Source organism: Desulfonatronum lacustre DSM 10312 (assembly GCF_000519265.1).
In the GTDB taxonomy this organism is placed as follows: domain Bacteria; phylum Desulfobacterota; class Desulfovibrionia; order Desulfovibrionales; family Desulfonatronaceae; genus Desulfonatronum; species Desulfonatronum lacustre.
In genome coordinates, this window is sequence record NZ_KI912608.1 from 3,510,019 (window position 1) to 3,529,825 (window position 19,807).

General features: G+C 61.8%; 18 protein-coding genes. All 18 read right to left on the reverse strand.

What is annotated here, in order from left to right; genetic code table 11:
* Nucleotide 1: 1 nt before the first annotated feature.
* Nucleotides 2-859: a glycosyltransferase gene (locus tag DESLA_RS0116520; protein WP_035261968.1), complete on the reverse strand. Its 858-nt coding sequence runs from the start codon at nt 857-859 to the stop codon at nt 2-4.
* The gene (locus tag DESLA_RS21075) at nt 856-1,989 is read right to left on the reverse strand and encodes a glycosyltransferase family 4 protein (protein ID WP_169732639.1); all 1,134 of its coding nucleotides are present in this window, start codon (nt 1,987-1,989) and stop codon (nt 856-858) included. Before DESLA_RS21075 ends, DESLA_RS0116520 begins: the two co-directional genes overlap by 4 nt.
* Nucleotides 1,990-2,151: 162 nt before the next feature.
* Nucleotides 2,152-2,373, reverse strand: coding sequence for a pentapeptide repeat-containing protein (locus DESLA_RS21080; protein ID WP_051434778.1), 222 nt, complete (start codon nt 2,371-2,373; stop codon nt 2,152-2,154).
* Nucleotides 2,374-2,539: 166 nt separating this feature from the next.
* On the reverse strand, nt 2,540-3,016 hold the full coding sequence (locus DESLA_RS0116535) for an RT0821/Lpp0805 family surface protein (RefSeq protein ID WP_028573332.1): 477 nt from the start codon (nt 3,014-3,016) through the stop codon (nt 2,540-2,542).
* A 39-nt stretch (nt 3,017-3,055) separates the two neighbouring features.
* Nucleotides 3,056-4,051 (reverse strand): NAD(P)H-dependent glycerol-3-phosphate dehydrogenase, encoded by a 996-nt coding sequence (locus tag DESLA_RS0116540; protein ID WP_028573333.1) that lies wholly within the window; start codon nt 4,049-4,051, stop codon nt 3,056-3,058.
* Between the two features lie 162 nt (nt 4,052-4,213).
* Nucleotides 4,214-4,528, reverse strand: coding sequence for a hypothetical protein (locus tag DESLA_RS0116545; RefSeq protein WP_035261970.1), 315 nt, complete (start codon nt 4,526-4,528; stop codon nt 4,214-4,216).
* Nucleotides 4,529-4,553: 25 nt separating this feature from the next.
* Nucleotides 4,554-6,530, reverse strand: coding sequence for a lytic transglycosylase domain-containing protein (locus DESLA_RS0116550; RefSeq protein ID WP_028573335.1), 1,977 nt, complete (start codon nt 6,528-6,530; stop codon nt 4,554-4,556).
* Nucleotides 6,527-7,969, reverse strand: coding sequence for a glycosyltransferase family 9 protein (locus DESLA_RS0116555; protein WP_028573336.1), 1,443 nt, complete (start codon nt 7,967-7,969; stop codon nt 6,527-6,529). Before DESLA_RS0116555 ends, DESLA_RS0116550 begins: the two co-directional genes overlap by 4 nt.
* Nucleotides 7,969-9,762 (reverse strand): CgeB family protein, encoded by a 1,794-nt coding sequence (locus DESLA_RS0116560; protein WP_084032143.1) that lies wholly within the window; start codon nt 9,760-9,762, stop codon nt 7,969-7,971. Before DESLA_RS0116560 ends, DESLA_RS0116555 begins: the two co-directional genes overlap by 1 nt.
* 7 nt (nt 9,763-9,769) lie before the next feature.
* Entirely contained in the window at nt 9,770-10,498 is a 729-nt protein-coding gene (locus tag DESLA_RS0116565) for an OmpA/MotB family protein (RefSeq protein WP_028573338.1), read from the reverse strand.
* 42 nt (nt 10,499-10,540) lie between these two features.
* Nucleotides 10,541-11,290, reverse strand: coding sequence for a motility protein A (locus DESLA_RS0116570; protein ID WP_028573339.1), 750 nt, complete (start codon nt 11,288-11,290; stop codon nt 10,541-10,543).
* Between the two features lie 4 nt (nt 11,291-11,294).
* A complete protein-coding gene (locus DESLA_RS0116575) occupies nt 11,295-12,413 on the reverse strand; it encodes a flagellar assembly protein A (protein WP_028573340.1) in 1,119 nt (372 codons plus the stop codon).
* Between the two features lie 30 nt (nt 12,414-12,443).
* The gene (locus DESLA_RS0116580) at nt 12,444-12,791 is read right to left on the reverse strand and encodes an STAS domain-containing protein (RefSeq protein WP_035261973.1); all 348 of its coding nucleotides are present in this window, start codon (nt 12,789-12,791) and stop codon (nt 12,444-12,446) included.
* 60 nt (nt 12,792-12,851) lie between these two features.
* Nucleotides 12,852-14,072, reverse strand: coding sequence for a PP2C family protein-serine/threonine phosphatase (locus tag DESLA_RS21085; RefSeq protein WP_156933002.1), 1,221 nt, complete (start codon nt 14,070-14,072; stop codon nt 12,852-12,854).
* A gap of 173 nt (nt 14,073-14,245) precedes the next feature.
* Nucleotides 14,246-14,710 (reverse strand): D-aminoacyl-tRNA deacylase, encoded by a 465-nt coding sequence (gene dtd / locus DESLA_RS0116590; RefSeq protein ID WP_028573342.1) that lies wholly within the window; start codon nt 14,708-14,710, stop codon nt 14,246-14,248.
* A 1-nt stretch (nt 14,711) separates the two neighbouring features.
* Nucleotides 14,712-15,098, reverse strand: a complete 387-nt coding sequence (gene queD, locus DESLA_RS0116595; protein ID WP_028573343.1) for a 6-carboxytetrahydropterin synthase QueD — start codon at nt 15,096-15,098, stop codon at nt 14,712-14,714.
* Between the two features lie 6 nt (nt 15,099-15,104).
* The gene (gene dnaE, locus DESLA_RS0116600; protein ID WP_028573344.1) at nt 15,105-18,611 is read right to left on the reverse strand and encodes a DNA polymerase III subunit alpha; all 3,507 of its coding nucleotides are present in this window, start codon (nt 18,609-18,611) and stop codon (nt 15,105-15,107) included.
* Between the two features lie 178 nt (nt 18,612-18,789).
* Nucleotides 18,790-19,794, reverse strand: coding sequence for a type I glyceraldehyde-3-phosphate dehydrogenase (gap, locus tag DESLA_RS0116605; protein WP_028573345.1), 1,005 nt, complete (start codon nt 19,792-19,794; stop codon nt 18,790-18,792).
* Nucleotides 19,795-19,807: the final 13 nt, after the last annotated feature.

Genomic DNA, 19,807 nt, shown 5'->3' on the forward strand with positions numbered 1-19,807 from the left:
CCTACCGCTCCCCCACCAGCCAGCGCCAGTACCAGGACTTTTGCCACAGCGGATTGCGTCTGCGCTGGATGCGTACGTCACGGGACCGCTCCAGAACCACTTCCCAGCGAAAGCGCAGAAACATCCGGCTGTGTCCGGCGTCTTTGCCGTACTGCTTCATTTCGTATTCCTTGCGGGCATCGATGGGCGTGTTGTGGGACAGGTCGCGCTCCAGTCCGTGATAGGCCTCGTCCCGGTCCACGTCGATCCGGGGGATGCAGCGATACTTCTTGGGGAGATAGCGCTGTCTGGAACCATGATATTTCTGGAACTTGACGAAGCGGTAGTCCTCGGCCCCGTAATGGCCGCAGAATTCCTCGTCATAGCCGTAGAGCCGCAGAAATCTGGCCCGGGAGAGCAGGAAGGTGTTGGAGTGTCCGTGGCGCAGTTTTCCGGTTACCGGGTCGGTCCGGTAGATCTTGAAAAAATCCCGGCCGCACTCCCGCATCCAGGCCATCCTGGCCAGGGTGGCTTCGGGAAATTCATGGTCGATGTCCGTGAGCAGCACCTTGTCCGAAGCGGCATAAGTCACGCCCAGGTTTCGCGCTCCGCCCTGGTTCCAGGGGATGTCGTCGGTGATGCGCAGCCAGGTCAGGTTCAGGTCCAGGTCAGGCACCTCAAACCGCAGCGGCGAGCAGTCGTCCACCACCACGAATTGGATCATGTCCAGCAACTCCGGCGCGTACCGCTGATACCGGGCCAGAAGGTCCAGGACCGTGTCCGGGCGTTTCTGATCCAGATAGTAGTGGGTGACGTAGCTCAGCTTGATGTGGGATTTGTCCGGAATCCGGTGCAAGCTGGACGGCTCGGGGGTATTCATTTTCGTGCCTGCTTTTGACTCTTCTGACTCGTTTCGTCCATGAGCCGAAGCTGTAATGCTTCGATTCGGCGGCCCATGCCGGAAAGTGTGAATTCGGCTTGGACCATGTTCAGGGCGTTGTCCGTCATTGATCTCGCCAGGTCCGGCTGATGGAGCACTCGGGTGATCGCGGCGGCCAGGGCCCCTGGGTCGCTGGGGGGGACGAGCAGGCCGGTGCGCTGATGATCCACGATTTCCGGGATTCCGCCGACAGCCGTGCCCACGAAGGGACACCGCGCGAACATGGCCTGCAGCCCGGCCTGGGGGATGCCTTCGTTTTTCGTGCTGGCCAGCACGGCCACGTCCAGACCGCGAAAAAACGGCCAGACGTCTTCCTGATGGCCGGGCAGCAGGATGCGTGAGGCAAACGGGCTTTCCCGGCTACGTTTGGAATAGTCGCCCATGACCGGCCCTCCGCCCACCAGGAGCAGGCGGGCATCGGGCAGCTTGGCGGCCAGACGTTCAAACGCGTCGATGAGCACGTACTGTCCTTTCCAACTGCGCAAGACCGAAACCTGACCGATGAGCTGGGCGTTGTCCGGAAGGTTGAAACGTTTCAGCAATTCGCCCCGGGCCCGGTTCCGCGTAGGCATGTCCGGCGCGGCGATGCCCGTGGGAATGGAGCTGACCTTGTCCGGCGGCAGGCCCAGGGTGCGGCGCAGTTCGTCCCGTATCATCCCGGCCGTGGTCACCACGTGGTCGCACAACCCGCGGTACTGCCACCGATTCATGAAATTATTCCCCACCGGCGTACTCACGTGGCGATAGCGGATCGCCGCCGGGACCTTGCACGCCCTGGCAGCCGTCAATCCCACCCAACTGTCCACGCTGCTGTGGGTGCAGACCACGTCCGGCCGGATGGCCGTGAACCGCCGCATCAGGCGCACAAAGTCCGTTGGCTTGGTCCGCTTGGCAAAGGAAATCGCTTCACAGTCCAGCCCCGCCTCCCGGGCGCGCCGGAACAGCTCGCCGTGGGCCGGAGTGAACAGGTGCACGCGATGCCCCCGGTCCCGAAGCCAAAGCGCCTCGGTGAAGACCCGAATGTCCTGCCCGCCCCAGGCGTCCGAGGCTTCGGTGTGGATGATGGTCAAGGGCTTGGGTCGGAAGGGCATGCGTGACGGGGGGCTGGGAGAAAACGTCTCAGGCCGCCTGAGAGGCGGCCTGAGGGCTTAGGTTCGTCGTGAACAGGTTTTCATGCAACGTGTTCACGATGATTGAAAGGCGAGTAGTGCTTCAGGGTGCAACGCCACGCACTAATTGCATTGACCGATGGACCCGAAGGCGCAGACCCGTCCATCGGGCCAGATGGCCTTGCTGAAATTGGCGCCGGTCAGCGTTGCCCCGTCCAGCTTGGCCCCGTCGAGGTATGTGTCGATGAAGTTGGCATTGGTGAGGTTGGCGTTTCGGAGGTCGGCATTCTTGAGATAGGCTCCCTGGAGGTTGATTCCGGAGAGATTGGCGCCATTGAGGTTCACCCCTGGGCATCTCGTATAGGGTAGCAGGGTGCAGTTATCGATGACCTGTTGCGCGAACGCCGGAGACGCTGCGACGAGGAGACAAACAAAGAATAAAGCTGATCTGAGCATGGTTTCATCCTCCGCTGTGATGGCGTTTCGGTATAGGGGAAAAGGACCGAGGCTCCTACTGAACCTTCCAGGAGCCGTCCGGCATGCGGCATGCGGTTCCGTAGGCCTGTTCCGTCTTGCCGCCGACTTCGACCTGGGTCACGAATTCGCGGCAGTATTGCCCGTCGGGACGCTGATAGGTGTTCACGGGGGTAACGTTGAAGCGATTGCCGGTATCCGGATTTTTCCACTGCGATGTCTGTCCGGTGGGTTGCGTTTCCAGGGTGCGGCTGACCTGCTGCTGATCCATGCGGTCCATATAACCGCCCACGTAGCTGCCCAGGACCGCGCCCAGGATGGTCCCGCCGATGATCGCCGCGACCCTCCCGCTGCCCGCGCCGATTTGCGCGCCGGCAATGCCGCCGCCGATCCCGCCGAGCAGGCCACCACCGATCTGGTTGATGGGTGCGCTGCCGCCCTGGGTGCTGCCGCAACCAGCGGCCAGCAAGGCCAATACAGCCAAAATCGCCAATGTTTTTCGTGTTGAGTGCATTTTCATACTCTCCTCCCTGGGGGGTTACGGATCGTGAGATTACTGTTCGCTTTTCAGTTCCCGCCGCATTAATTCCTGCACGGCCTGTCGCGGGTCCTTGCCCTCGTAAAGAACCTGATACACCTGTTCGGTGATGGGCAGGTCGACCTTGTGCCGCTGACCCAGGGCGTGCACCGATTCCGTGGTCTTGACGCCTTCGGCGACCATTTTCATCTGCCCGAGGATATCCAAAAGTTTGTTGCCCTGGGCCAGTTTCAGGCCGACCTGGCGATTGCGGGACAGGTCCCCGGTGCAGGTCAATACCAGGTCCCCCATGCCGGCCAAGCCCATGAAGGTCTGGGCCTGGGCGCCCATGGCCACGCCCAGCCGGGACATTTCGGCCAGGCCGCGGGTGATCAGGGCGGCCCGGGCGTTGGTGCCGAAGCCGAGGCCGTCGGAGATCCCGGCGGCGATGGCGATGATGTTCTTCAAGGCTCCGCCCAGTTCCACGCCGCGAACGTCCTTGTTGGTGTAGACCCGGAAGGCGTCCGTGGAGAGCAAATCCTGGATGGACTTGGCCGCGGCCTTGTCCTTGCAGCCCAGGGTGACCGCCGTGGGCATGCCCTGGCTGACTTCCTTGGCGAAAGAGGGGCCGGAGAGCATGGCGAAAACGGGCTTGAGGCCGATAAGGGCTTCCTCCGTCACCTCGGACATGGTCCGCAAGGTGTCCAGGGCGATCCCCTTGCTGGCGGAGATGACCACCGGCTTTTTAGGGAGGAACTCGCGCACGGTCTTGAGCACCCCGCCGTAAAATTGACTGGGCACGACGAAAAGAAAGAAGTCCGCGCCTTCCGTGACCTGGGCCAGGTCGTCGCTGGCGGTGAGGCCGGGGGCCAGTTCCAGGTCTGGCAGGTACCACGGGTTGCGGCGCTTGGCGCGGATCAGGGAGGCCAGTTCCTTTTCCCGGACCCATAGCCTGGCCGAGCCGTGCTTGTGCGCCAAGAGATTGGCCAGGGTCGTGCCCCAACTGCCGCCGCCGAATACCGCTGTTTGCATGATCAGAAGTCCGTTGGAATATGGTTTGTGGTCGCCGGGTCGGGAACCGGTCGCGTCAATACGCCGTGGCGGTTCTCACACATGGGGCCTGCGGAGGAAATAAGGTTCTGTCTACTCCAAGCCATTGCCTCAATCAAGTGCGGCCTCCTGGCGCCCATGCCTTCAAAGCACCTTGCGCTCCTGGGTCGATGTCTCCTTCGGATCGCAGGGGCCCAGGGCGTACAGGCGGATTTTCGTGCTGCGGGGGAATTCCTTGCGCAGCAGGTTTTGCAGGAGTTTGCGCATTTTCTCCGGGGCGACGTTCTCAAAAAGATCTTTGGCAAAACCATCCTGAAGGACGTTCCAGGCATTCTCCTCTGCCCGGTGAAAGAGCACCCGGCGATTGCGCTTGTAGGTCCGGATCTCCAGGCAGTGGCCCAGGGGCAGTTTGTCCAGGCGCTCCAGAATGGTGGAAAGGGCCGAGCTTTTGTCGAGCATGGTGATCGCGGGACGAAACAGCCCGTTACCGTCCGATGAGGCAAATGGAAATTTTGTCCAGGGCGTCTTGGCGAATCCAGTCCCATTTTTCCCTGAACAGGCGGTCGCTGCGAAACAGCTTGTTCTCCTGGGCGCGGGTCAGAAATCGATCCAGCTGTCCCGGTCCTCCGTTGTACATGGCGTAGAGCATTCCGGCCTGCAAGTCTGCTGTCCAGTTTGCTTCGGGTTCTTTGCGCATCCTGGGATGGGCGTATTTGGCGAAGTACAGGTCCAGGATCTCCACCCCGGCCTGGGCGTTGTAGGCGATGTCCCAGCGTAGGCGGGTCTGGTCGTAGAGGCCGCGCCAGACCCGTTCATTGATCTGCATGATGCCTACGGAAGTGTTGTTGTAGGATCGGATGTACAGGATCCCGTCCCCGGATGTCGTGAACTGACGGAAACAGCTTTCCTGCCAGGCCGTGGCCAGGGCCAGGTCGTGGAAAAAATCGTGATGGTCGGCAGGCTTTTCGGCTTTGTCCAGAACCTCGTCGGTTCGATCCCGGAGCACTCCGGTCACCCGGTCCATGTACGCTTTCAGGTCTCGCCCCTGGAAAATCCAATGGGCAAGATCGGCTTCCAGTTCCGCCGGGGGGGACTCGGCCTGGGCGGTTCCAATGAAAAACACCGCGAGGTGGCCTTGGAGGAATTTTAGGCTCCGGGACCACCGAGAACCCGGCTGCATTGGTTCTCGACCGACATCCTCGTTGTCCAGCCCATTGTCCGGCCCGTTGCCCAGCCCCCAGCCCAGCCCTAAGGCGCGGCGCAACTCCGGAAGCAGTTCCGGGCCGTACTCCAAAAGCGTCTCCTGCTCGTCCAGCAACCTGGCCAGACGGATCAGGCCGTCCCGGCTGATCTCCAGCCCCAGTGTCGGTCCCAGTTTATCCAAGGCCAAGAGGGCGTCGGAAGCGGTAAAAAAAGCCAGGTAGCCCAGCAAGGAGTTATTGTCGGCCTCCAGGAGATGGCCGCGAAACAACGGTCCGAGCCTGGCCCAGGTTTCCATGAACTGGACGCGGACCAAGTCGGCGTGACCAACCGGATCTTCGAGGTGATACGCGAACTCATGGCGCATGCGCAGCAAAACGTCCAGCAGGAGCAACTGTTCGTCGTCCGTAAGATGTCTGGCTGTCAGGGTCGTGATCAGATGCACCAAAAAAGCGTCCCAGACTTCCCAGGCGGCAATGAACTGCTCCAGTTCCTCGTCGGACAGGTACGGCTCCAGCCATTCCGGCTCGGGCTGATACAGTTCGTCGAAAACCGTCATGACGTTTTCCAGGCGCAACCCTTGAGCCTGGACCTGCACTTCCCCGGGACGCAGGCCTCGCAGCATTTCAAGCACACCCGGCCGGTCCTCGGCGGCCAGCATCAACGGCAGGAACTCTTGCAGCTCCTGCTTGGGCGGGCCCAGGTTCACCGAAACGTCGGCCAGGGAACCCAGAACGTAGTCCTCCACCAAACGCCACGCCAGGGAGGCCAGGCGGGCCGGTTGGCCGTCCGGGGTGCGCATTTCGGATTTGAGCGGCGTGAAGCGGAGGGTCCAGTCCTCGGGAGAGACCGAGGGATGTTGATACATGACCAGCACCCCGTCGAAACTCAGCGGAAGGACGCAATACCTGCCCATGCTCCGGCCGTAACGCAGATGGACCTGCGTTTCCATGAGCAGTTCGCCGCCTTCTTCCCGGAAGCGCGGAGCGGAAACAACGACGCCCTGACAACCGTCCTGCTCGTAATACAAGGTTTTGCGGCTCTTCTCCGTATCCACCCCCGCGACGATACCTCCTTCCAGAAACGTGTTTCGGACCATGGCGTTGAGCAGCGCGTAGTCGATGGTCATGGGCAGGATGACCTGTTTGGGCTCGCCCAAGGTGTCGGCGGCCGGAGAGGCGGTGGCGATCAACGTCGTCCAGACCAGCAGGCAACCGCACAGGACGGAATATCCGACTCCATGGCGAATTTTCAGCGTCATAGGCTTTTCTCCCCGGCCACGATCCGGAGTAGTTCCTCGGTCATGGTCAGGATTTGTCGTTCACTTTTCCAAGAAAAATCGTCGTTTTGCAAGATCAAGTGGGCTTGGCTGTAAAGCGGACGCAGCATCGGCGGGCCTTGCGACCAAAACGTCTCGTCCCTGGCCTGGCGCAGTTTGCGGTGAAAGCCGAACAGGAAGCGGATAAAGGTTTCGGCCAGGTCAGGGAAGGCGCGGGTCAGGTCGGTCCAGGCCGCCAGGGGCTTGTCCCGTTCCCACAGACCGAAGGAACTGCCCCAGAACATCGACCAGAATTCGTCCAGCATGTTCCGCGACGACCGCGTGGCGTTTTCCGGGAGCAGGCGGTTGAGGCGGTACAAGCCTTGGGGCGTTTTGGCGGACAAGAACAGGTTGCCGTCCGCCGTTCTCGGCCTGGCTTCGCCCCGTCCGTCAGGATCGGCCAGGGCATGGACCAGTTGGGCTACGCGGCGGGGCAGGAAATGGTCGTGGCACCTATGGGTTGCGTGGCGGGCTTCATGGTGCGCCCCCGGATGCTTGGGGTGGGTGCAGCCCCAGCAGCCCGCGCAGCTGATCCGGGCTTGAAGTACAGAGTGGCCGGGCTGGTAGGGGCCGGTTTCCCATGGATTGACCGGGCCCAGGGACAGGTTGAGGACCCGCAGGCCGGTCCAGGCGGCCAGATGCATGGGGCCGGTGTCCGGCGTGACCAGCAGTTCCAGGCTCTGGCCGAGGTCGACGAACTGGGCCAGGGTCAGCCGGTCGACCAGGTTGAGAACATTATGACCGATCTTTTTTTGGACCTTGGCGGCCATGTCCCGTTCAGCGGGTCCGCCCAGAAGGATCGGTCGCAAATCCCGGTGCAGCAGTTCCCCGGCCAGGTCGGCCCAGAAGCGCGGGGTCGGCCGCTTGGCCGGTTCGCTGGCTCCCAGGAACAGGCCGATACGGCGGCGGTCTCCCAGGCGGGTCCGGGGCGCGGGCCAGCGGGTGGTGGCGATCCGGGACAGGGGAACGCAGTCCAGGGCGTTCAGGTCGGCCCAATGGAATCGGTTGTGGCGGTTGGCGTGGACCAGGCCGGCCCGGTAGAGTTGCCATGGGCCATGAATGCGGCGCACGCCGTCGGCGGACTGCACGGGGCCGACGCGGTGTTCGGCCCGGACCTCTCCGGCCAGGCCCGCCGCGGCCCGTTCGTGGCTGAGGTTGACGCATAAGGCGAAGGAGGTCCGGCGCACTTGTTCGGTCGCGGTCCAGGGAAAGTAGGTGACCGCCGGGCTGACGGGCAACAAGGCCTCGTAGAAGCGGGGCTCGCCCACCACCCAGAGCGGATGGCCCGGATGTTCCCGCTGCAACCACAGGAAAAGGGGAAAGGAGAGAATCAGGTCCCCCATGCGCTGCATTTGGAGGATGAGGATCGGCTTTGCGGACATTATCCGTAAACCGCGAGCATGGTTTTGAGCAGGGAGGTCATCCGCAGGTCGTAGGTATGCTCCCGGAGCACTCGTTTCCGTGCGGCCCGGGCGATTTTTTCGCGGGCCTGGGGACGGCGCAGATAGAAATCGATCAAGTCCGGGATTTCCTCGGGGTTTGCATAGGCCACGACCTCCCGTCCGGGCTCAAACAACTCGTCCATCTGGCGGCGTTGATCCGTGATCAGGAATTGACCGCAGGCCGGAATGTCGAAGACCCGCTGGTTCACCGCGCCTTTCATCTGCATGCTGGTGCAGTTAAAGTTGATCTCGGAGCAGGGATAGAATCGGGGCAGATCCGTGTAGTAGCTCAGTTCCGGGTGCCAACGCCACGCTTCCGGTCGGCCTCGCAGGGCGATCTTCCAGTACTTGTCCCCGGCGATGAGCGGTTGGAAGGGCAGGATGCTCCGGACGCAGCGGTTGCGGTACAGGCGGGTGGCTTCCCAGGTGATCGCGGTTTCGAAAGCCAGCCGTTCCTCCACCGATGACAGAGCCTCGAAGCATTGGAAAACCTCTGGGAAGGCGATCCGCAGGTGCTCCCGGACACTATCGTCTGTTGAATCCCCGAAGGACCGGGCCACATCGCGATAGGCCAGGAGCATGGGCCGGGGAAAGTGTCCGGCCTTGAGCCGGGCCGCCACCTTGGCCAGCATGGAGTTGCCCACGAAGGAGACCCGGGCCCGCCAAAAATCGGGACAGGCGCCGGGACGGCTCGCGGGGTCGGCGGGCGGGTGAAAGCGGTGGATGTCCGTGCCCAGGGGCAGGTAATGGACGTGCTCGAAGCCCATGGCCCGCAACGAATCCACGTTGTCCGCGTCCCAGGTGAAGATCGTGGTCCAGGGGCTGACCAGCCTGGTGTAGACGTAGAGCACCAGGTGCGGGTTGTCCACGAACCAGGAGGCCAGGGGCAGGCGGCACTTTTCCAGCAGCTCCATGAGCACGCCTTCCCGATCCACCCCCAGGTGGTTGATGGTCAGGACCAGATCCGGCTTGAACTCCAGGATCGCGGTGAGCAGATCCTGGACGAATTCGGTTCGTCCGGTTTCCCGGGGCGTGAATTCCAGCAGTCGGTGAGGGACGTCCATGCGCTGGAAGGCCCCGATCACCTCGCCCAAAAGAAAATACTGGCTGGTCAGCAGCAGTACCCGGGGCGGCCAGGCGCGGCATTTGGGGTAGTTGGCCCGGGCCCAGATGTCGAAACGCGAGCTGGCCTCCAGGTGGGCCAGGATGACCTTGTAGTGGTCCGGATCCAGGCGGGCGTAGAGCGGGATGAGCACCGGGCGAAGCGGCAATCCGGCATGCTCCATCTGCCAGCGGGTCAAAGCGTCCAGAGCTTCTTCCGGAGTTGAGGAGTCCACCCAGAGAACCCGTGGATCGTCGACCAAGTCACGTGAGCCGGTCACGGCCTGGATCGTCGTCTCCTTATCCACCACGGCCACCGGCCCGGAGGTGGTTCGCAACAGTTCGCGCAGCGCGACGCCCAGTCCGCAACCCAGCAACACGGGCAGCCCGCGGGATGAGCCATCCAGCGCCGTCCTGACCAGATCCTCCTCTCGCCGCTTGCCGTCGCGTCCCCAGAGCCGCCATTTTCGGCCAGAGTCAAAAACAATCAGGACGTCTTCCGGAGGGGTAGCGGAGGAGGTTTCGGAGCCGCCGGGGACGGCCTCGGCTCGGTAGGCGATAGGGCGGGCGGGAGTGTCGAGTCCGGAAGCGGGCGTCGGGATCGAGGGTGGGGATTGATGGGCGTCGGTCATGGGCGGGTCACCAGGATTGAGCGTCCGGGGAGTGGTAATAGAACTCGACCCGTCGATTTCTTCGTCGGTTGTCTTCTGAATTGTTGGGCACCAGAGGCCGACTGTCCGCGTAGCCCACGGCCCGCATTCTGGTGGGGGAAAAGCCGCCGTGTTCCATAATATAGCGCAGGGCCGCGGTGGCCCGGGCCGAGGAGAGTTCCCAGTTTGAGGGAAACTGCGCTGTTCTGACGGGCGTATTGTCGGTGTGACCGCGGATGACCAGGTTCATGTTGTAATCGCGCAGAATCTTGATGGCCGCCTCCAGGGCCGGGACGGCCTCGGGTTTGAGCACGGCGGAGCCGACGTCGAACATGGATTCACTGTCCACCCGTAATACCAGCCCCTCGTCGTCCGCTTCCACGCCGATGCTTTTTTGCAGAGCCTCGTCGTCCTGCATGATGGTCCGCAATTGAACGACCATGCTCAGGACTTCCTCGTTTTGTTGGCTGAGTTCCAGATCCTTGCGCTCGAACTCCGAAGGGGAAAAGGCCACGTAGTCCGCCTCCCGGCGTTGGACCTGGACTCCGAAGGCGGTCTGGATGGAGCCGAGCATCTCCCGAAAACGGACGATGTCCATGTTCGCGAAGGAGAGCACCAGAATGAAGAAGGTCAGCAACAACGACATCAAGTCGGCGAAGGTGACCATCCACAAGGGGGCGCCTTCTTCTTCCTGGGGCGGTGTGTTGTTTCTGGGCATGGCGTCGGCGTCTTGAAAACGTGAAACGTCGCGAATACTTCCCTATTCTTGGCGCAGGGCCGGGGGCACGAAGGACTCCAGCTTTTCCAGGATCAGGCGCGGGTTTTCCCCGCGCAGAATGGACATCACCCCTTCCATGGTCATTTCCATGATCGTGACTTCCTCCAGGGAGCGTTCTTCCAGCTTTTTGGAAATGGGGATGAAGGCCAGATTGGCCATCAGGGCGCCGTAAAGAGTGGTCAGCAGGGCCAGGGCCATGCCCGGCCCGATGGCCGTGGGGTCGTCCAGAACCTGGAGCATGTTCACCAGGCCGATCAGGGTGCCGATCATCCCGAAGGCCGGAGCCATGGCCCCCATGCCCTTGAACACGCCTTGCCCCTGGCGGTGGCGCTGCTGGGTGAAGCTGAGTTCGGTCTCCAGGATGGTCCGGACCAGCCGCTCCTCGGTGCCGTCGGCGATCAGCATCACGCCTTTTTTCAAAAACTTGTCCGAAATCGTGGCTCGTTCCAGGGCGATCAGGCTTTCCTTGCGGGCCAGGTTGGCCAGGGCGACCACCTCGTCGATGACGAGCTTGGGGTTGGGGCTTCTGGAGAAAAAGGCTTTCAGCGCCACCTTGAACGATCCCAGCACCACGCCCATGGGGAACATGATGAAGGTTACGGAAACGGTGCCGCCTAATACGATCAGCGCCGACGGGGCGTTGACGAAGCCCATGAAGTCGCCGCCGAGCATGATGGCGATGAAGACGAAGATGACGCCGCTGATCAAGCCGAGCAGGGTTCCGATATCCATAGTTCTAGGAGGTCTTCTCTTTTTTTGGTTCCGCGGGGAACGTCACTTCGATTTGTCCGTCGCGCAGCGTCAGATTGACGTTGGAAACAGTGTCGGAGATGGACAAAAAGGCTTGGCCGATGCTGAGCTCAACTCCCGGCCTGATTTGTCCGGGCACGATCACCGCGCATGAAGCCAGATCCGAAACGGAGATCCGTTCGGAATAGGCGAAGCGCTGCTTGTCCAGAATCGACAGTTTATGGTCCAGTTCCCCAATCAGCTTCGCTTCGGCCTGGCTTTGCTTGTTCCGTGCGCCCAGGGATTCCCGACGAGCTTTCAGTGTCCGGATCGTGCTTTCCATGTCGCTGATTTTTTGCATTAAAAACGGATCATAGCCCAGGGAGATGGTGGTCGTGGTGCTCACCCCGCCGCCCAGTTGGGCGCCGACCCGGACCAATCGCCCGCAGACCACTTCACCCCCGATAAGCCTGTCGCCAACGGCCAGGGCGTTGCCCGCCAGCACCTTGCAATGCAGGCAGACGCTTTCCACCAGAACGTTTTTGCCGGCACTGATCAGGGCGTTTTCGCAAAACCTGACCTTGATGCTGTTTTTGGCCTTCAATTCGGCCTGCTTGTCCCCTTTGATGCCAGCTTCCACCCGGATGGATTGGGAGGCATCAAGGGACGCGGCCTCTACCGTCCCTTTGACCAGGATGTTCCGACCCTTGACCTTGAATCCGGAGCGAACCGAACCATGCACCACAACATCTCCGACAAAGGAAATGTTACCCGTGGCATAATCCACGTCCCGGCGGACATTGAGCAGGGTTTTGACGGAGATCCGCCCGTCCGGGTCGTAATAGACGTATCCGTTGGCCGTGGCCAGCAGGAAGTTGACGTTCCGAGGGTCGACCTCGGTGTTCGCGCCGACGGGAAAAACAGGTTGGTTCAGAATGAATCGGGAATCATGCCGGCCTGCTTCGTCGTCGGCTATCTGGACCAGTTCGGCCAGGATCTGTCCGACCACCACGTTGTGGACGTAGTCGCGGTTCAGGTGGTCCACCCGTTCGTTGCCCCGTGCCTTGGGCTTGATGTTCAGGTGGTTGAAATCCGGATCAAAGTGATGCTTCAAAACAAAAATCATGGCATCTCCACTCGCGATAAAACGTCCCGTCTACATCGGGAGGCGCGTGATCAGTTCGGATTCGTTCTCGATGAGCTCGAAGAAGGCCAGGAGTTGGACCAATTCCAGGGTTTTCACGACCACCTCATTGGGTTGGTACAGATAAAAACAGCCGTCCCGCTGACGAACCTTGTTGTTTAGAAAGACCAGAAACCCGATTCCGGAGCTGTCCAGAAACGTGACGCGACCGAGATCGCAGACCAGGATGGGCCGTTCGCCCATTTCCGTCAGGATGGTTTCGGCCTGGATCTTCATCGCCTGGGTCACCTCGTAGGTGATTTTTCCGGACAGGGACACCTTGGTCCAGTTGGTCATTGGTTCATGGTGCAAGTCGGCCATGATTTCTCCTGTTAATGAATGCCTGAACGCGCGGGCGCTATGAGGCCGCGGGGTGGTTCGTCATCGTGATCCCGGGCCGCGCAGCCCCACCCGCAGGGCGCTGACGTCGTCGCCGAGCCGAGGGGTTTGGGAACAACCTAAACCGAAAAACAGGTCCCCGAGAACGCAGTCCGGGCGACCGACGAACTCGGCGGCCCGTTTCATGAATCGTTCCAGACCGAAGAGCTCCCCGTGCCTGATCTCCCATTCATAGCAGCCGTCGGTAAAGAAAAAAAGCACGGTCTCGCCTTCCAGCTCGACGGTCTTCGGGGGCGCGGCGCAAGGAAAAACGCCCAGGGCGGGCATGCTTGCCGGCAACTGTTCCGGAACCGCTCCGCGACGCAGCACCATGCCCGGGACATGTCCGGCGTTGATGTAGTCCAGGGCGGACAGGTCGGCCCGGACATCCGCCACGAGCAGGGTGATGAAATCCCCGTCTTCCCCGGCGAATCTGCGCAACTGCTCGTTGATCAGTTCTACCAGTTCAGTCAGGCTTTGGGACGGAGCGCCGGAAAAGCGGACCATGGCCCGGACCATGGACATGATGAACGCGGCCTTGGCCCCGTGCCCGCTGACGTCGGCCATAACCACCCGCAGTCCACCGTCGGGCAGGGAGAAGTAATCGAAGTAATCTCCGCTGGCTTGGGACGAAGGCAGATAAAGGCTCTGGACCGTGATTCCGGGGTGACAAGGGGATGCGGTGGGCAGGAGGCGACGTTGCAGCCGCGCGATTTCCTCGATCTCCCGGTGCATGATCTCGTAGGCTTGGCGCAGACCGCGGGTCAGGCGGACCTGACGTTCGGCGACGCGAATCCTGGCCAGCAACTCCAGGGTGTCGAAGGGCTTGACCAGATAATCGTTGGCGCCCAGGTGCAGGGCCTCTGACTTTTGTTCCAGGGAGTCCTCGGAGGTCAGGACCAGGATGAACAGATCCTGATCCCGGAATTCCCGGCGAATATTGCGGATCACTTCCAGGCCGCCCATTCGGGGCATGTTCATGTCCAGGACGCAGATTTCCGGGCGGTCTTCCCGGTATGCTTCCAGGGCTTCGACGCCGTCGCGACAGGAGCGGATCCGGTATTCGTCCTGGAGGATCTGCTCCAGGTAGTGCCGCACCGTCATGGAGTCGTCCACGATCATAACGCTGATCAGGGCATCCACGCCCGGATGGACGCCCGGATGGACGTTCGGATGGACGTTCGGATGGACGTTTTGTCGAGTGTCCTGGTGCGGTGTTATCATGGAGTCCACGGAAGCAAACGGCTAACTGTATTGATAAAATCCTTTACCGGCAGTCCGTTCAAAAACCCCAAGTGCAAGGAGCAAAAGAAGTGCAAGGTCGAAGCGTATTTCTTGATACGTGAGAGTTTGAACTTTTTGCGGCGACGTCGCAATGGGGAGTTTTCAACGGACTGCTAAACATCCAGGGAGTCCCAGACCAGGGTCAGAGGCCCCCAGTTGCGCAGCGCCACGTCCATTTCCCTGCCGAAGCGTCCGGTGACGATCCGGTTGGGCAGCAGGGACTCCAGTTCGGCAACGAAGGCCGTGAACAAGGCTTCGGCCCGGCGGGGATCCGCGGCAGGGTGGAGTGAAGGACGGCGGCCCTTGCGGCAGTCGGCGTGCAAGGTGAACTGGGATACGGCCAGGATTCGACCTCCCACATCCGCCACGTCCCGGTCAAGTCTTCCGATCTCATTGGGGAAGATCCGGACCTGGACCAGCTTGCGGGCCATCCGGGCCAGCATGGGCGAGGGCGTCGGCTCGGCCTCGTCTTCGCGTCCCAGCCCGACCAGGACCAGCAGGCCCAGGTCAATGGCCGCCACCGGTTCGCCTTCCACCCTCACCGAGGCGGACGTGACCCGTTGCACCACCAGCCGCATGTCATTCCTCCGAATACGTGGCGATGGAGGTGGGACCCTCGGCCACGGAAACGGCGTGCATGGTTGCTCCGGGTCCGGGCAGCAGGGCCGCGAGACGGTGATAAATATACCGGGCCAGGTGCTCCGAGGAGGGGTTGATTTCGGTGAACTCGGGCAGCTCGTTCAGGTTGCGGTGGTCCAGTTCGGCCAGGACCTGTTTGAGCAGGGACTTGAGTTCCTGAAAATCCATCACAATGCCCAGCTTTGGGTCCAAGTCGCGGCCTTGGACCTGGACCTGGACAGCGAAATTGTGGCCGTGCAGGGATTCGCATTTGCCCTGATAATGGCGCAACTGGTGCGCGGAACTAAAGTGGTCGGTGACGGTCAGTCGCCAGATTTTTTGGGGCATGGTCAATCACCTGCTCAGGTCGGCGGTCGCGGAGGCGGGCGACCCGGCGTCGTGCCAGGCGGTCACGTCCTTCCAGAACTGCGGGCCCGGCGACACTTGATGCTGGGGCCCGAGCTGCAGAATGCATCGGCCCTCGGGAAGGTCCAGGACCACTCGGACCGGTGTCTGGCCCGCGTGCTTTTCGAAGAGCCGTTGCAGTTCCACGAGGTCGTCCTTGGCCAGGTCGGCGCGCTCGATGCGCAGATGCACCGGTTCGTCGTTGCGGGCGCAGGCCTCGCCGAGGGGACTGACCCGTAACACCTCCAGCTTGAGCTGTTGGGAAGCGTTCTCCGAGCCTGCGTCCCCTCGGCCCTCGTAATCGCTGATCCGAGCTTCCAGGAGCAGCGGGCGGTCGCTTTGAAAGTGACTCTTGGCCGGCAAGTAGACATCCCCGAAGACCGTAGCCTCGGCCATGCCGGTGAGGTCCTCGATCTGACAAAAGGCCATCTTGTCGCCCCTGCGGGTCTGGAATTCCTTGATCCCGGTGACCAAGACACCCAAACGAACCTCGGTCTTCTTGGACAGCTCCTGACATTCCTGGATCGTGCGCACTCCCAGTCGGCGGGCTTCTTCACGAAATGGACGCAACGGGTTGCTGGTCAGGAAAAATCCCAGGGCTTCCTTTTCAAAACGAGATTTTTCTTCGTCGCTCCACTCCGGTTCCGGTCCGTCGCCTACCGGATCCAGGCCGCAGACAAGTTCCAGGGCCATGTTCTCTCCGCCGGGCAGACAGGAGAACAGCGACATTTGCGAGCGCTTCTTTTCCTTGGCCCGTTTTTGGGCCGTGGCCATGGCCGTATCCACTCCGGCCAGCACCCTGGCCCGTCCGGGATGGATGGAGTCAAAAGCGCCGCTCTTGATCAGGTATTCCAGGACGCGCTTGGTCACCTTGCGGGTATTCACCCGCTGGCACAAATCGGTCAGCCCACGATAGAGCCCTTCACCCCGGCCTTGGATGATTTCCCGGATGGCCTCCTCGCCTACGTTCTTGACTCCGGACAAACCGAAGCGAATTTTGTCCTCCTCGACGCTGAACCGGGCCTGGCTGTGGTTCACGTCCGGAGGCAGGATCGAGATGTCCATCTCCCCGCAGTCGTTGAGATAACGCAGAATTTTGTCCGCGTTGTCCACTTCCGAGCTGATCAACGCGGCCATGAATTCCACCGGATAATGGGCCTTGAGATAGGCGGTCTGGTAGGAGATCAGGGCATAGGCCGCGCTGTGGGACTTGTTGAAGCCGTACCCGGCGAACTTTTCCATCAGGTCGAAAATCTGGGCGGCCTTGACCTCGGGCAGGCCGTTCTCGCGCACGCCCTGCATGAACCGGGAGCGCTGCTGGGCCATGACCTGGGGGTCCTTCTTGCCCATGGCCCGGCGCAGGATGTCCGCCTCGCCCAGGGAGTAGGCCGCCAGGTCCGAGGCGATCTTCATGACCTGTTCCTGGTAGAGGATCACCCCGTAGGTGTCCTTGAGAATCGGCTCCAGCTGGGGCAGCAGGTATTCCACCGGGAGCTGGCCGTGCTTGCAACGGATGAAGGTGGTCACCATGCCGCTTTCCAGCGGACCCGGACGGTACAGGGCCAACAGGGCGATGACGTCCTCGAAGCAGGAGGGCCGCAAATCCATGAGCACCCGGCGCATCCCTGAACTTTCCAACTGGAAGATGCCCTCGGTCCGGCCTTCGCAGAGCAGCTTGAAGGTCTCGGAGTCGTCCAGGGGCAGGTGGGCCATGTCCGGCGGGGTCTTGCCGCCCTCGCGGATCAGGTCCACGGCGTCCTGGATCACGGTGAGGGTCTTCAAGCCCAGAAAGTCGAACTTGATCAGCCCCACGCTCTCCACGCACTTCATGTCCCACTGGGTGACGGTTTCCTTCTTCTTGCCTACGCACAGCGGAACGTGTTCCACCATGGCCCGGTCCGAGAGGACCACGCCCGCGGCGTGGGTGGAGGCGTGCCGGGCCAATCCTTCCAAACGCAGGGAAATATCGATCAACCGGCCCACCGTGGGGTCGGTTTCAGCCAGCTTCTTCAGATCCGGCTCCTGCTCCAGGGCCTTGGCAATGGTCATGCCCAGGGAGCCGGGAACCAGCTTGGCGATTTTGTCCGTTTCCGAGGGCTTGAGCCCCAGGGCCCGGCCCACGTCGCGGACAGCGGCCCGGGCTTTCATCCGGCCGAAGGTGATGATCTGGGCCACGTTGTTCTGGCCGTACTTTTCCGAAACGTATTTGAGCACTTCCTCGCGCCGGGTAAAGCAGAAATCCACGTCGATATCCGGCAGGCTGACCCGCTCGGCGTTCAGGAAGCGTTCGAAGAGCAGATTATAGGGGATGGGGTCCAGGTCCGTGATCCGCAGGGCGTAGGCCACCAGGCTGCCGGCGGCGGACCCCCGGCCCGGGCCCACGGGGATGTTCCGGGACTTGGCCCAGTTGATGAAGTCCTGGACGATGAGAAAATATCCGGCAAAGCCCTTGGAGCAAATCACGTCCAGTTCGGTGGCCAGCCGCTGGTTGTAGACCTCGCGGTCCGCGCCGGGTCGGATTTTGGCCAGCCGCTCATCCAGCCCCTGGCGGGCGGCCCGGCGCAGCTCCTCTTCCAGGGTCATGCCCTCGGGCAGGCTGTAGGCCGGGAAATGAGGCTTGTTGAACGTCAGTTCCAGATTGCAGGCTTCGGCGATTTCCGCGGTGGCCGCCAGGGCCTGGGGGCAATGGGCGAATGCGGCCTCCATTTCCTCGGGCTTGCGATAGTACAGCTCCTTGGTGTCGAAGCGCATCCGCTTCTCGCTCGTCTCGCAGGCGTTGGTCTGGATGCAGAGCAGGATGTCGTGGGCCTGGACGTCCTCGGCGGTCAGGTAGTGGCAGTCGTTGGTGGCCACCAAGGGCAGCCTGGTCGCCTCGGCCAGTTCCTGCAGCCGCTGATTCAGGACGATCTGGTCGGCCAGGCCGTTGGCCTGCATTTCCAGGTAGAACCGCCCCGGAAACAGGTCGGCGTAAAATCTGGCCGTCTCCAGGCCGACGTCGAAGCCCTCATGGGTCAGCTTGTAGGGCACCTCGCCCTTGAGGCAGGCGGACAGGGCGATCAGCCCTTCGGAGCACTGGGCCAGGATTTCCTTGTCCACCCGCGGCTTGTAGTGAAAGCCTTCCATGTGGCCCTGGGAAACGAGGCGGATCAGGTTGCGGTAGCCGGTCTCGTTCTGGGCCAGGAGCACCAGATGGTATCCGGCCTGGGACGCGGAGCGGGCGTCCCGGTCGTGCCGGCTGTTCCGGGCCACGTAGACCTCGCAGCCGATGATCGGCTTCAGGCCGAAGGACTTGGCCGTCTTGTAGAACGTTATCGCGCCGTAAAGATTGCCGTGGTCCGTGATGGCCACGGAACTCATGCCGAAATCCTTGGCCTTGGCGCAAAGATCCTTGATCCGAATGGCGCCGTCCAGCAGGCTGTATTCGGTGTGGCAGTGCAGGTGAACGAAGTCGGGCATGGGGGAGGTGTAAAGTCAGAAGTCAGAATTCGGGAGCCAGAGGGTGGAAGGGCGTGAAAGTCGGGGCTTGGCATCCGGACGAATATCACTGTTCGGATTTCCTAAAGCCGCGCCAATCATTTTTCGGCCTTCTCCCTTTCCACCCCCTGGGCACGAGTGGATTTTCGAGAGCGGGGACTCAGCCCAATGACTTGGCCACTTTGGCGGTCAGGCGCATCAGTTGGTTGCAGAATCCGGCCTCGTTGTCGTACCAGACGATGATCTTGGCCATGTTGTCCCGCATCACGCTGGTGCAGGGGCCGTCCACCACGCCGCCGAAGGTGCTGCCGTAGTAGTCCACGGAAACCAGAGGTTCCTCGGTGTAGCCGAGGATGTTTTTCAGCGGACCTTCGGCTGCCTGGCGGAAGGCGGCGTTGAGGGCGTCCTTGTCCGTGGGCTTGGTGGTGTGGGCCACGAGGTCGACCATGGAGACGTTGGGCGTGGGCACGCGGATGGCCATCCCGTCCAGTCGGCCCTTGGTTTCGGGCAGGACTTCGGCCACGGCCCGGGCCGCGCCGGTGGTGGTGGGCAGCATGGACATGCAGGCGGCCCGGCCCCGTCGCGGGTCCTTGTGCGAGCCGTCCAGGATGCGCTGGCTCATGGTGTAGGAGTGGACCGTGGTCATCAGGCCGTACTCGAAGCCGAAAGCGTCGCTGATCACCTTGATCGTCGGGGCCAGACAGTTGGTGGTGCAGGAGGCGTTGGACACGATATGGTGGGTGAAGGGGTCGTAGACGTTGTCGTTGACTCCCATGACCACGGTCAGGTCCGGGTCTTTGGCCGGTGCGCTGATCAGCACCTTTTTCGCCCCGCATTGCAGGTGTTTTTGACAGCTTTCCCGGTCGGTGAACTTGCCGGTGGTCTCCAGGACGATGTCCACGCCCAGGTCCTTCCAGGCCCATTCCCCCGGGCCGTTGCGCGTGACTTTGATCTGCTTTCCGTTCATCAGGAACCCGTCGTTGTTGGCTTCCAGGTCTCCGTTGAATCGTCCGTGGACGGAGTCGTACTTCAACAGGTGCGTCAAGGCCTTGTTGTCCGCTCGGGCATTGACCGCCGCCAGTTGCAGATCCTTGTTTTCAGCCAACAGCCGCACCACGTACCGTCCGATGCGTCCAAAACCGTTGATTCCTATGCGTACGGACATCGTATATTCCTCC

Excerpts from the sequence above, each read along its gene's own strand:
- dnaE (WP_028573344.1), bottom strand. The coding sequence starts at position 18,611 with ATGCCCGACTTCGTTCACCTGCACTGCCACACCGAATACAGCCTGCTG.
- DESLA_RS0116580 (WP_035261973.1), bottom strand. The coding sequence starts at position 12,791 with ATGGCCGACTTGCACCATGAACCAATGACCAACTGGACCAAGGTGTCC.
- DESLA_RS0116520 (WP_035261968.1), bottom strand. The coding sequence starts at position 859 with ATGAATACCCCCGAGCCGTCCAGCTTGCACCGGATTCCGGACAAATCC.
- DESLA_RS0116570 (WP_028573339.1), bottom strand. The coding sequence starts at position 11,290 with ATGGATATCGGAACCCTGCTCGGCTTGATCAGCGGCGTCATCTTCGTC.
- DESLA_RS0116565 (WP_028573338.1), bottom strand. The coding sequence starts at position 10,498 with ATGCCCAGAAACAACACACCGCCCCAGGAAGAAGAAGGCGCCCCCTTG.
- DESLA_RS0116540 (WP_028573333.1), bottom strand. The coding sequence starts at position 4,051 with ATGCAAACAGCGGTATTCGGCGGCGGCAGTTGGGGCACGACCCTGGCC.
- dtd (WP_028573342.1), bottom strand. The coding sequence starts at position 14,710 with ATGCGGCTGGTGGTGCAACGGGTCACGTCCGCCTCGGTGAGGGTGGAA.
- DESLA_RS0116560 (WP_084032143.1), bottom strand. The coding sequence starts at position 9,762 with ATGACCGACGCCCATCAATCCCCACCCTCGATCCCGACGCCCGCTTCC.
- queD (WP_028573343.1), bottom strand. The coding sequence starts at position 15,098 with ATGCCCCAAAAAATCTGGCGACTGACCGTCACCGACCACTTTAGTTCC.
- DESLA_RS21085 (WP_156933002.1), bottom strand. The coding sequence starts at position 14,072 with ATGATAACACCGCACCAGGACACTCGACAAAACGTCCATCCGAACGTC.
- DESLA_RS0116575 (WP_028573340.1), bottom strand. The coding sequence starts at position 12,413 with ATGATTTTTGTTTTGAAGCATCACTTTGATCCGGATTTCAACCACCTG.
- DESLA_RS0116555 (WP_028573336.1), bottom strand. The coding sequence starts at position 7,969 with ATGTCCGCAAAGCCGATCCTCATCCTCCAAATGCAGCGCATGGGGGAC.
- DESLA_RS0116535 (WP_028573332.1), bottom strand. The coding sequence starts at position 3,016 with ATGCACTCAACACGAAAAACATTGGCGATTTTGGCTGTATTGGCCTTG.
- DESLA_RS0116550 (WP_028573335.1), bottom strand. The coding sequence starts at position 6,530 with ATGACGCTGAAAATTCGCCATGGAGTCGGATATTCCGTCCTGTGCGGT.
- gap (WP_028573345.1), bottom strand. The coding sequence starts at position 19,794 with ATGTCCGTACGCATAGGAATCAACGGTTTTGGACGCATCGGACGGTAC.
- DESLA_RS0116545 (WP_035261970.1), bottom strand. The coding sequence starts at position 4,528 with ATGCTCGACAAAAGCTCGGCCCTTTCCACCATTCTGGAGCGCCTGGAC.